Below are 11891 nucleotides of genomic sequence, written 5' to 3'. Positions count from 1 at the left end.
ACATCTCCTTATGGCCTACATGGTTCTCTGTGTACACTTCACTTAGCAGTTACCTGTGTCAGCGCAACACTCGATAGGGGTAGTTGGTTAGACCTTGCCCCACAAGGACTTTCACCTTGAAAGATGAGCCAAACTTCTTGGCGTACTAACGTTCGCGCATTACCAACGTTCACGCAGCTTAAGTGACCGAGGGGGAACGGGTTGTTAGACGATGGATTCGCCTTCCTGAAATACCGTCACATTCGTTAATGTACTTTAATCATGAAATCAGATAAATGATAAACATAGTAATAACCCCTGAGATAATCATTGATACTGGTTTGGTTCTAAATCTCATCATTCTGTTTTCAATTACATATTCTATTGTTCCTTGAGTTCTTATTTCTTGAATTTCTCGCTCTGCTTCAAGAACACTAACAATATGTGTACCCAAATCGGTATAGCCTGGTACGAATTTATTTCTAAAAAGGGATCCGCCCTGCATTGAAAAATAAATCCCACTCAGTAATACGAATATTCCGACCATAAATAAAGTATCTATAAAAGAATAATTATAATAATAACTAATCCCGAATGAGATCAATTGAATGACACCAATAGATATTATTGAATATATAGACATCCATTTAAGCTTTCTCATGATTTGTATTTCCTCCTTCATAATGAATTTTACGAATCTTTCGACTAACGTCGTTGTATTCACGAACCCTCACTGGCTTAAGGGGCCTAGCCCTGGGTCCGACGGACTTAGCCAGTGCAGGGTTATCTGCTTGACTCCACCTTCTTCGAAAATCCTCGGGCAGACCAAGAACCCGTCAGGGGCCGCAGCGTGAATACGCTGTTATCAGATGGAACCGACTTCATTGAGTAACTTTCAAGATAGGTCTTTTCATTTCAAATTTCATTTAGCTTTATCAAACTCTGCACCTTTGCCTTTATATAGATAAGTGTACTCACCATAATCACTAATTTCAGAAAAATACTTGTCAATCAAATAAAGTACCTGTTTTTTAAATAATACTGCTTCCTCCATTAATGAAGCGCTAATAGCCCCTGTTCCAAATGTACGATCCTTACCTGGCTCTACTGTAGTATCCGACCAATCTATCCACTCAAGTTCTGACGCTTGTTCAATAAATTCTTCATAACTTCTTTTATATTTTTTTATTGAATTCTTGTCTTCTTGAAATTGATATTGTTTCATTAATTCTATAAGAATATTATCCCATTCTGTTTTCCACGCATCTAGATATGCATTAGCTAAATAGTTAAGCTCAGGAGTAGAGGAGGCCGTTTCAAAATCCTTATTAAATGCCTTATCAATTGGATTATCTGATGTCTTTACTTCGAAATCTCTTGCAAATCCTGAACTTGCACTTAAATTGTTCGTTCCGATATTTTCATCGGCTCTAGTACAACCAGAAGTAAAAAAAGTGAAAATAACTAAACATATTAAGCTAACTATTCTGCCATTTTTCATTAAAGATATTTACCTTCTTTCGAAAAGATCTACAGTTTTGTATTTGTATATTATTAGATGATCTTATCCTATCTTCGGTTCTTTCGTATAACGTTTCCGTGTTCACGACGCCTCACCACCTTAAGGTCACGTAGTGACCGGCCGCGATGCGGTAGGTGGTGCAGGTGGATCCTGTTCGTCTTCAATCTTTAAATTGAGAAATACTGGATCTCCACTTCCGTGTGAGCAACTTCCAAAATATATATATCCCGCTTCAAGAACATTCATTCCAGGACTGTACTTGAGACTCTCATCTAATATAGAAATGCCGTCATAATCTCCATCTGCTTCAAATTCTTGAAAATCAATTTCGGCATCAATTATTTTAACACTAGAATATAACTCAATATACCAATAAGGTTATCGGATGTCAGTGCCTTCTTATCGCATTCATCCTAGTACCTAACTTAGACAAACAATTGTATGTGATTTTTTCACTTCACGCCTCTAATTGTTTTTATAAACTGCTTCTAATTATTCCTATTTTTTTAATATTAATTATAATCGATAAAATGCAATTGATAGCAGCAAGACCCATCAAAATAAATATTGAATACGACATCCAAACCCAAATCATATAATAATTATTGTTGATTAAATAAGGCCATATGAATACCAATGCCATGAGCATAATGCTTAAGATAAGTCTGCCACTACTTCCAATTAACTTCCTGACTCTTGTCTTTTCATCTTTAATGTTTAGATTTATTCCTCTAACTAGTTTAATTACCTTAAGACATATGTTAACAACTGCTACTATTACTAAGAATGAAAATATCAAATCAATTAATACAGAAACGTCATCATAACTAAACTTTTTCATAGGATTGCCATTCATACTTTCATATATATTATTAGCAATTAGCGATGGTGCAGTTGAATTCATATTAGCCAGAACAAAAACGGCCTGCTGCTTTTCTAAATTAATAATAGCCTGTGAGGAATAATTAGGATTAGCTCCACTATGACTAACAACTCCATTTTTCGTATCAATACTCCATCCGAATGAATAGTATTGATTTTCATCTTCATATCCAGCCGTTTTGATGTCGACTTGATGGGATTGTTGTATAGCATTCAATAGATTATCTGGTATATCGCCTATCCCCATTTGGGCATTAATCCAACGTTCTACATCCTTTAAATTTGTTACCAAATATCCTGCTGCGATATTACCATAATATCTAGGGGCATCATATTCTAAGCTTCTTCCAAAAAACACACGATATCCTTTGGTAAGTTTATCAGATTCCTTCTCCTGACCTGTTGAAAAATAACTGTCTGACATTTTTAATGGAACCAGTATATTTTCAGTTACATAATCCTGATAACGTTTGCCTGTAACTTTTTCAATAATCATCGCTAAAACATCATAATTAACGGTAGCATAATTGTATGATGTCCCAGGATACGTATCTAATGGAATGTCTGACACATTATGTATCGTTTTTTCAAGCATATCCTCCGTAGTACCTTCAGGAATTAACCGAATACTCCACGGTGGAATTCCACTTGTATGAGCTAACAACTGATTAATACCAATATTAGCCTTCTCACCCTTAAAGGTTGGCTCAAACCAAGGAATATAATCTGAAATATAATCTGAGTAAGATAAATATCCCTCATCTGCTAACAAAATTATGGCCAAAGCCGTAAACGCCTTTGTAGTCGAACCCAATTCAAACAATGATTCTTCAGTTACCATCTTATTATTAACATCTGCATATCCGTAAAACTTATATTTTGTCTCGCCCTGCTCTGATAATACCATAGCCAATCCAGGAGTCGCTGATTTGGCCATTATGGTTTCCACCATATTATCCTCATTATCATAATTCCCTGCCTTAAACAAAGTTCCAAGTTCATTCCAACAAACAATAGTAGTAATTATCACGATAAACAGGATGACACATGCTATAGATGAACCTGTTCTACTTAGTATTTTCTTCATTGTAGTTCTCCCTTTTGTAAGTCTTCTAAAATATTATCGAACTAATATAGGAAATCATAAATTCGCACGTTGAAACAATAACGAACCAAATTATATAATTATACACCATCCATAATTACCTGCTTGGTGCCGTTATGGTCTAGAAAACCGAAGTTCTTGAAGCCATTTAATTCTTTTCTTTAAGATTCACGATTAAAGAGAGATTTATTTTCCTTATCCATAGAATTATCCTTACTTGGTTCTGTAAGTTTTTAGATGATTTAATTTTTTACGCTGATTTCCGATAATATTTGGAATTCCTGACGTTCAAGCAGCTTAAGTGACCTAAGGGAACGGGTCGTCAGACTTAGCTGGTTGAATGTATCGCCTGAATAAGCTTCTCGGAAAACCCTCTTGGCGACCAAGGAGTGGCAGCGACGACGCAGGAATGTTCTGTTAGATGATGTCAGCGCCTTCCTCGAATTACTAAACTCTATTATTTTTACTTCAATTTAAAAAACAATTCAGTTTTAATCCCTATCTTTTCAAATCCACATTTCTTATACATATCTTTAGCGGTGTCTGAACTGTCTGTAATTAGAAAGGCATGATCAACATTGTTTTCCTTCGCAACTTCCAGTAAATGCTTTAACACTGAACTGCCAAACCCTTTCCTTTGATATTTTAATAAAATATCAAAGTCTTCAATTTTGGCAGTATTTTGAGAAAGTATTAGTTCACAATTTCCAATTGGTGAATTTTTATGATAACAAACATAAAAATCTAGTGGCAGATTAGACATTCGATAAACAATTGACTTTCGGTTTATTCTTCTTTCTGCAAAGTTCAGTCCCATTGTCTCTGCATTTGCTTGAACATCAACATCGATTCCATCTAATATTTCTCGATCACTTATTGCCTTCTTAATTATGCAATCGTTATTTACTTTAATATTTTTAAACCCATCAGTTTTTATAAACATATAATCATTTATAGTAATATCGGGTTTATAAGGAAGTAAACTGTGCCTTACTTCGTCTATATTCTCGATTTCATGATTCAATTCAATCCTTAAGAAACTTCTATTCTGTTCAATACTTCGGGCTATTTCATTTGAAATTATTTCAACTACATTCTCGCAATGGTTCTTAATTAAAATGAAATTATGAGTATACATATCTTGAATCTCATCATCCCAAAATCTAATTAGATTTCGTTCCTCACTACTTTGTAAAATAACCTTGAATATGATATTTCAGCATCAATAATTTGAGAATACATTGTAATCAATCCTTATCAATTATTTCTGTCATATATCGTAAAATCTGCGACATCCTTTGTTTAACATCACCTATTATGTGATATCTATGGTACCAATATTACACCCCATAATATACCATTACTATTTACTAATTCAGACAAAAAAAACAGACCATTCATACGAAAATCTGTCTTCCGGTTCTTACTCAAGTCTAGAACAATTACCTAACCTAATTTTTTCTTGAATAAATCCGGTCATTTCCATGTTGATCGTATCTTCGTTTTAAGCCAGTTATATTTTAACAAATCATCACAAAAGGGAGTACTTGCTGTTTACAACAGTGCTGCACTCCCTTTTTATTGACTTCGTTAAGGATTAATACTCATATCCAAAAAACTCGGTGAAATCCTGCTTTGTATCGGACAAATAGTAAGTAGTATAAATGTTATTATTGTCAGGTTCAACTTTTTCACCCGTACTCTGGTTAATAGGAATAACTTCTACGTAGTACGCACCATCAAACGATATCCGAACAGGCTCTTTAGGATTGTTTAGTTGTTCGTATGTGTAAATTGTCGAGTGTCCATTAACAATAATCTGCAAATCTATTTTTTCCGATGCCACAATAGTTAAATAAAAGTCCGATAGATCATCAATATTAACTAAAGCAAAATCAGAGGTAGAGCTTCCTTGTCCACCTATAGCATCCTTATAAATGTAATACCGCATACCATTCGGAATGAGATCATCCTTTGTCGGCTTCCTGATATATCCTTTACCATCATAATAGGTATAGATTCGGTGCAAAATAACTGCAGTTTCCGCTAGAGTTATCTTTTGATTAGGATGGAAATAGCCTTGCGTATCGGCTTTCATGATTCCGGCTTTTGAAAAACCGAGAAGCGCGTTGGATTTAACATAATCGAGATCTGAAGCTAGAATGATATTCTTCTTGTCTGTATATAATCCAATCTCGGGCGCTAATGGTTGATATGCATATTTCCATTTTTCATAACCCATGTCAGTAGTGAAATATCTCTTAGGAATATCTTTAAATGCTTTTAGTTTCAATGCTGCTTCATTGCCTGTTAACTCTTCAACAGAATTTCCGATATCCTCAAACAATACATTCAATGTAATCAGCGTGTCCCAACGCGTCAATACTTTATCTGGGTTATATGTAAATGTCCGATCTTTATAGTTAATCTTATCGGCTGCTGCAATTAGTCCATTTCGGTTACTTGGTATACTCCCATATACGTCCTTAAAGGTCTGAAAAGCTGGATGTCCCTGTGCCACTCCGGGAATCGTTATTTCTTGATCACCTTCAACTCGAAATTCCGTAAATAAACGATGAATCATTAGCGTAAGATCTGCTTTGGTTACCGTTCTTCCTAACGTTTGTGCTTCATCCTCAAAGTTCTCAATGGCCCCATGGGACAATAAAAAATTAACTGATTCTTTAGCCCAGGCATATTTGGATTGATTGGACTCCGCACTCACAATGGGTGCCATGCACAATGACATAATGAGTGTTATAGATATGAAGAGACTCCACCTTTTATATTCCATCTGATCCTCCTGTAGTAATTTATTGGATATATTTCCCTCTATTATAAACGACAAACTATGGCACGAGCAAACATTTTTTTTATGTAGATCGTTAGTGTTTCCAAACAAAACATAGAACATCAACCAACAAACTGCGACAAAAAAAGACAGTTTCCTCATTCGAGCAGTCTGTCCTCCAGTACTTCCGCAACTATTCAACTACTTCTTACCGTTTCACATCAATCTCTCATATTTCCTCTGCACAGACTCAACCTACACATCCCAATGCTTCATAGGTTGGGTTCACCGTTGTGCCCCCGATATAACCCGATACGATGCCGTGAATACCGGGCTGTTCCTCAAAAGGTGTGACCATACACCAAAAGCATCCGCCAGCGAATGTTGCTTGCTCCATATCCATAATTCCTCTCTGTTGTCTGACCAACGCAAAGTATTAGTAGATGCTAGACAATCTCGATCCAGGCAAGTTTAACGGTTGTGCATTCCTGACGTCCAAACTGCTTAAGGACCGTAGGTCCGGGCGGCTCTGCCACTTAGCTGGTTGGATGTGTCACCTGAATTATCTTCTACGAACACTTCCACATGGTGACCAAGGGAGCGTAGCGACTGCTGTGGTAATGTAATGTTAGCTGATGTTGATGACTTCTTTGAATTAACTATCAGAATTTATCTCTTTCTCAAAACGAATGATTGAAAGTCTGTGTTCATACCAACCATTGGAACCACTTCAAAATTCATTACATCAAAATATTCTTTAACTTTCACTTCTATATCTTCATTTTTATAAAATGAGAAAAACCGGTTTGGTTTATATGAATCTTCTTCCCAAATACCTTCGCTATCATAACCCCCATATAGACCTAAATAGAAAAATCCACCTGGCTTCAATACAGTCTTAATATTATTTAAAACAATATCTAACCTTCTCTTAGGAACATGAAGTAATGCGTTCATTGACCATATTGCATCAAACGAGGCCTCTTCTAACTTCAACGAGTAAAAATCCATCACTTGGGCCTTTAACCCTCTGTGGAGACATGATTTGATCATTTCTGGACTCATATCAACACTAAGCACATCGAAACCATTTGACTTTAAATACTGACTATGTTGACCGGAACCTGCACCAATATCAAGGAGTTTTAAATCTAGTATGTTACTAAAATAGGAAATAAATCGGTTTAATTCATTGAGTTTCCAACTTTGAATCTCAAACTTATCTCTTAATTCTGCATTAGCATTATAGCTTTCTATTAATGTGTTTTTAATTTCTACATCCATATGGACAACTCCTTGGATTTTTTTAAAATAGTGTTCATCAATTTCAGCTAACGTTATTGTGTTCATGACGCGACACCACCTTAAGGTCCGAAGGACCGGCCGCGATGCTGTTAGGTGGTGCGGGTGTGTCAGGCTGATGCCACTTCCTGCTGCTGAAATGCCTCATCGATTCCACTTCTAACTCCGGCCGGACCGAGGGGCGACAATGTCGACCAGTTGCGTGAATATGGCGTTAGCAGAAGTACTCGACTTCTATGACATACTTGCAGAAATCTCATTCCCATTATGTAAAACTACCGTACATCATAACTTTCATATTATTTCGTACAATTAACGCACTTTGATGAAAATACAACTTTTAAAACACTTACAAAAAAAATCATTGAGATTAAGGATACCATGAGAGCTTAGAATCACTTTCTAAAGGTGTAACTTTTATTTCATCATTCAGAAGATTGAACCATTCACTTAAAATTTCTTCCTTCGCTTGATTTACTATTTCATCCTCTTCCCAAATTACATGTGAGAACCAAGCTTTAGTTTTCCATTCAAATTGTAGCTCAGCAAATGCAATCTTAGGGTGTTCAGCTTGCGCAAAGTTACCATTCACTGCAGAAGCTACTGTAGATGCTTGTGGTAATAATTTATTTATAATCATTTCTTTCATAGTTGTATCTTCTAGTTGACTCCACATAACTAAATTACCGTCTATTTGATAAAAAATATCGAAAGAAGGGTATTCGCCCATATCAATTAAGACAAAGGCGCGATCTACTGAATTATTAGTCACCTTTACTACATTAACAATAATATTCTGTGCAGTTTGCACCCAGAAATTCATTGCAATTTCTTCTGGTGACTCAATATACAACTCTGATTCTAGTTCAGAAACATCAGATTTTCTATTATTTATATCTTCAACTTTTTTAAAAAACCTATTTAAGAATCCCATTTAAAATAAATCCCCCATTTCAATTAACAACATAAGACATTAATTTCTTTCCCGCTATACGAGTTTTTCTGCTAACATTTCGTATTTCTGACGTCCAAGCGGCTTAAGGACCGTAGGTCCGGGTGGCTCTGCCACTTAGCTGTTTGGATGTGTCGCCTGACTCCACTTCTATGAAATCCCTCTTGGCGACCAAGGAGCGTTAGCGAGGAAGCAGAAAGACATTGTTGAACTAAACCGCTACGCGGTAGCTTCTCAAATCCTACAATCTTTCACTACCAATTCCTAAACCTTCCTTTATCATCTAGTGGAAAAGGAGGTTGTTTATTTATGCAAGATTTGATTCAATCTATGACATTTTCAATGGAGTTACGAGGGTTCGCCAAAAGTACTCAAAAGACTTACTTAGCGCACATGAAACGCTTCTATTCGTTTTGTGGCAAGGCCCCTGCATCCGTTGGATACGATGAGGTTCGAGCTTTTCTTTATCATGCGATCGCAATAAGGAAACTGAGTTCTGCCTACGTCAATTCTGCTTATCGGGCCATTAAGTTTTATTACCAGTCCGTCCTTTTTCGCGATTGGAACATGCTACATGTTCCGAAAGTGAAGAAGAAGTCCTTTCTCCCCACGATACTGAGCTTTCAGGAAGTATGCCAAATCCTCGATGCAACTCGCAATCTCAAGCACAAGGCTATTCTTACAACGGTTTACTCCGCAGGACTTCGTGTGAGCGAAGTCGCTCATCTGCAAATCAAGGAACTTCTTGGTCACGCCGATATTCAAACGACTTCCTTGTATCTACATCTGACCCATGCTCAAGTCCTCGGGTTGAAAAGTCCTCTAGATCTACCTTTTGGAGGTGATCATCTTGATTGAGTTACAACAAATCTTCTCGCGCTTCGCTGAGCCCTTTCTTGCATCCCATCCACTTCATATGGAAGGCATCAAGGCAACTCAAGCCATCCAAACATGTCGTACTTCAGCTTTAGGCGGACATGTCGACCAATGCAATTCTTGCGAAGATTTGAAGGTGTCCTACAATTCCTGTCGCAATCGCAATTGTCCCAAATGTGGAAATTAAAAAAAAGAGCAATGGGTTCTGGATCGAACTTCTGAACTTCTACCTGTTCCTTATTTTCACACCGTTTTCACGGTTCCTCACACGTTAAATCCTTTATTTCTAGCCAATCCCAAGCTGATGAACAGTATTCTTTTTAAAGCTGCTTCCCAAACACTTTCCAAGCTAGCACTAGATCCTAAGTTTCTAGGTGCGCAAATCGGAGTAACTATGGTGTTGCATACATGGGGACAAAATTTGTCTTTTCATCCCCATGTTCACTGCATTGTGCCGGGTGGTGGACTTTCAGCTTCTGGATGCACTTTCATGCGCTCTATGAACCCGATTGGGTCGTCTATTGCAAAAAGCCTTTCAAGAGTTCTTTCCACGTCGTCAGATATTTAAGTCGATATACGCACAAGACGGCGATTTACAACAACAGATTGATGGCGATGGAATTTATGCGAAGATTCATGATGCATGTGCTACCTTGTGGGTTTCAGAAGATTAGGCATTATGGTTTTCTCAGCAACGCTAATCGAAAAACCAAACTACTAAAGTGTTTATACCTGACTCGTACGCCGATTAAACCCAAAGTAAAGTTGACGGCGAAGGAACTTATCTTCTAATTAACCGGTGTGGACATTTCGCTTTGTCCATCCTGTGGAGGAACTTGGTGTCAGATATTAACGTTGACTCCGGGCGGTGGGTAAGCGCGATTAATAGCAACCTTTTCACTACGATGCCTGATCTGGGGAGGGGGGAGGTAATTATATATCCGTAAATGAACACGCTGACCCTAGAAATTCGAAAGTGAATTCTCTTATATTGTGCTACATTAAGAGAAGGTAGTAAATAACAAAACCCATAGGCTAGCGAATATTTGCGGCATCGTTCAACATGGATTTGCGCAATTGCCGAGTAACCTTTCTGCTCATATGATCACGATTTTGAAGGCCTTCATCCAGTGCTATTGAAGGTCCTTTTTTCGGGCAACTGCGCAATCAATCCAAAGTGTTATGTGATTTTGGGGCCTTCTCCGATTCAACTATCGTCTCCGCTCGCTTAAGAATATTCGTTCACAAACTTGATTATTTAGACACAACTGGAACCCAAAGTTCGTGTTTAGGTTTATGTTTTGGTGGGTAATAACATTCGATACAAGGGAAATCAGCAAGCTCGTATCCAGATGTAGGAAGCCACTCTGAATACAGGCATTTCCAGGCTTCGACTATATTTGGAATGACAGCCCAAGTGTTGTGAGTAATGGTTATGCACTCCATATCATTTGGAACTTCTCCGTCATAACGCACACCCATAAAGTAAGTAAATTTTTCATCTGTTATTGCAGCTTCTTTACCACAAACACCCAATAAACTTTCAAGCGTACATTTTGGATTCTCCCAAGACATATCAATTAGATTTTGAATAAATCCATCTTTTTTGGCAGTGTTCCAAAGTGTTGGTATTGTTTTATATGCTCTACTTGTCTTCACTAGGTTACCTTTCCCTACAATTCTTAACTCGAAATCAATATTCTCGATTCTGTACTCCACTTCAATGTCCCCTTTAATAGAAATTTGGAAGGTAATTCTTGGATAGGCTATTAGTTGCTTTCCTTTATTACGAGCTTCTGACGGTTTTAATCCAAGCGTCTTTTGAAAAGTACGTGAAAATGAATCGGCGGAATCATATCCATATTTTAAAGCTAGATCAAGAATACGAATATCACTCTTTTGCAGTTCAAATGCAGCAAGTGTTAATCGCCTGCGTCGTACGTATTCTGAGATTGAAATTCCAGTGATAGCTGAAAACATCCTTGAAAAGTGATATTCAGAAAAAAGAGCTGCTTGTGCTATCTTTTTATAATCTATCTCGCCATCAAGGTGATCTTCAATATAATCCAACGCGTTATTCATTCTCTTTTGCCAATCCACAGTTTGTAACTCCTTCCGACTTCTAGACTAACAAAAAGGGAATTTTTTTGCCCGACATTTCCTGCCCAATAAAGTCGGGTATTTACTCTCACTTTTCTTAAACTAATCTACCAGCTAGTTGAATAAGGTTTTTTTGCATTGATTTCCGATAACGTTTGGCATTCCTGACGTTCAAGCGGCTTAAGTGACCGAAGGAAACGGGTCGATAGACATAGCAGCTTGGATGTGTCACCTGAATCAACTTCTACGATACTTCCTCTTGGTGACCAATGGAGAGTAGCGACCGCTGTGGTAATGCAATGTTATATGGAGTATGGCGCTCCTTTGAATTAACAGTCAATCTCTATTAAATATATATAGCTTTCCGTTTCTAGGTTTTATA

At 37.2% G+C, this 11891-nt stretch carries 10 protein-coding genes and 2 pseudogenes; 2 read left to right on the top strand and 10 right to left on the bottom strand.

The genetic code is table 11. The annotated features are described in order from the left end of the window. Nucleotides 1-259: 259 nt before the first annotated feature. The 9 genes and pseudogenes from AC1TO8_RS23620 to AC1TO8_RS23580 form a co-directional block, all read right to left on the bottom strand. The gene (locus AC1TO8_RS23620) at nt 260-640 is read right to left on the bottom strand and encodes a hypothetical protein (protein WP_482058030.1); all 381 of its coding nucleotides are present in this window, start codon (nt 638-640) and stop codon (nt 260-262) included. A gap of 261 nt (nt 641-901) precedes the next feature. After that, complete coding sequence (locus AC1TO8_RS23615) at nt 902-1480, bottom strand: hypothetical protein (RefSeq protein WP_482058029.1); 579 nt, start codon at nt 1478-1480, stop codon at nt 902-904. Nucleotides 1481-1976: 496 nt separating this feature from the next. Continuing rightward, nucleotides 1977-3470: a serine hydrolase domain-containing protein gene (locus tag AC1TO8_RS23610; protein WP_482058028.1), complete on the bottom strand. Its 1494-nt coding sequence runs from the start codon at nt 3468-3470 to the stop codon at nt 1977-1979. Nucleotides 3471-3951: 481 nt separating this feature from the next. Further along, nucleotides 3952-4626, bottom strand: a complete 675-nt coding sequence (locus tag AC1TO8_RS23605; protein WP_482058027.1) for a GNAT family N-acetyltransferase — start codon at nt 4624-4626, stop codon at nt 3952-3954. 459 nt (nt 4627-5085) lie between these two features. Further along, nucleotides 5086-6282 (bottom strand): S-layer homology domain-containing protein, encoded by a 1197-nt coding sequence (locus AC1TO8_RS23600; protein WP_482058026.1) that lies wholly within the window; start codon nt 6280-6282, stop codon nt 5086-5088. 268 nt (nt 6283-6550) lie between these two features. Continuing rightward, a pseudogene (locus AC1TO8_RS23595) lies at nt 6551-6676 on the bottom strand (peptide-methionine (S)-S-oxide reductase); the annotation flags it as partial. Between the two features lie 272 nt (nt 6677-6948). Further along, the gene (locus tag AC1TO8_RS23590; RefSeq protein WP_482058025.1) at nt 6949-7629 is read right to left on the bottom strand and encodes a class I SAM-dependent methyltransferase; all 681 of its coding nucleotides are present in this window, start codon (nt 7627-7629) and stop codon (nt 6949-6951) included. Nucleotides 7630-7691: 62 nt separating this feature from the next. Continuing rightward, nucleotides 7692-7847, bottom strand: coding sequence for a hypothetical protein (locus tag AC1TO8_RS23585; protein WP_482058024.1), 156 nt, complete (start codon nt 7845-7847; stop codon nt 7692-7694). Nucleotides 7848-7951: 104 nt separating this feature from the next. After that, complete coding sequence (locus AC1TO8_RS23580) at nt 7952-8515, bottom strand: hypothetical protein (protein ID WP_482058023.1); 564 nt, start codon at nt 8513-8515, stop codon at nt 7952-7954. Nucleotides 8516-8842: 327 nt separating this feature from the next. On the opposite strand from AC1TO8_RS23580, the gene AC1TO8_RS23575 reads away from it, so the two are divergent. Next, on the top strand, nt 8843-9391 hold the full coding sequence (locus AC1TO8_RS23575; RefSeq protein ID WP_482058022.1) for a tyrosine-type recombinase/integrase: 549 nt from the start codon (nt 8843-8845) through the stop codon (nt 9389-9391). After that, nucleotides 9384-10285: pseudogene (locus AC1TO8_RS23570) on the top strand (IS91 family transposase). The gene AC1TO8_RS23575 and the pseudogene AC1TO8_RS23570 overlap by 8 nt, the downstream one beginning before the upstream one ends. Nucleotides 10286-10663: 378 nt before the next feature. On the opposite strand, the gene AC1TO8_RS23565 reads toward AC1TO8_RS23570, so the two are convergent. Beyond that, nucleotides 10664-11509, bottom strand: coding sequence for an AraC family transcriptional regulator (locus AC1TO8_RS23565; protein WP_482058021.1), 846 nt, complete (start codon nt 11507-11509; stop codon nt 10664-10666). Nucleotides 11510-11891: the final 382 nt, after the last annotated feature.

It is taken from the genome of Paenibacillus sp. Y859, assembly GCF_056786405.1.
Note: the sequence above shows the minus strand (reverse complement) of the source record. Positions and strands in the feature narration are given on the sequence as shown.

What these genes read in the sequence shown, in the direction of transcription:
- AC1TO8_RS23620 (WP_482058030.1), bottom strand. Translation starts at nt 640, where the DNA reads ATGAGAAAGCTTAAATGGATGTCTATATATTCAATAATATCTATTGGT.
- AC1TO8_RS23615 (WP_482058029.1), bottom strand. Translation starts at nt 1,480, where the DNA reads ATGAAAAATGGCAGAATAGTTAGCTTAATATGTTTAGTTATTTTCACT.
- AC1TO8_RS23610 (WP_482058028.1), bottom strand. Translation starts at nt 3,470, where the DNA reads ATGAAGAAAATACTAAGTAGAACAGGTTCATCTATAGCATGTGTCATC.
- AC1TO8_RS23605 (WP_482058027.1), bottom strand. Translation starts at nt 4,626, where the DNA reads ATGTATACTCATAATTTCATTTTAATTAAGAACCATTGCGAGAATGTA.
- AC1TO8_RS23600 (WP_482058026.1), bottom strand. Translation starts at nt 6,282, where the DNA reads ATGGAATATAAAAGGTGGAGTCTCTTCATATCTATAACACTCATTATG.
- AC1TO8_RS23590 (WP_482058025.1), bottom strand. Translation starts at nt 7,629, where the DNA reads ATGAACACAATAACGTTAGCTGAAATTGATGAACACTATTTTAAAAAA.
- AC1TO8_RS23585 (WP_482058024.1), bottom strand. Translation starts at nt 7,847, where the DNA reads ATGGGAATGAGATTTCTGCAAGTATGTCATAGAAGTCGAGTACTTCTG.
- AC1TO8_RS23580 (WP_482058023.1), bottom strand. Translation starts at nt 8,515, where the DNA reads ATGGGATTCTTAAATAGGTTTTTTAAAAAAGTTGAAGATATAAATAAT.
- AC1TO8_RS23575 (WP_482058022.1), top strand. Translation starts at nt 8,843, where the DNA reads ATGCAAGATTTGATTCAATCTATGACATTTTCAATGGAGTTACGAGGG.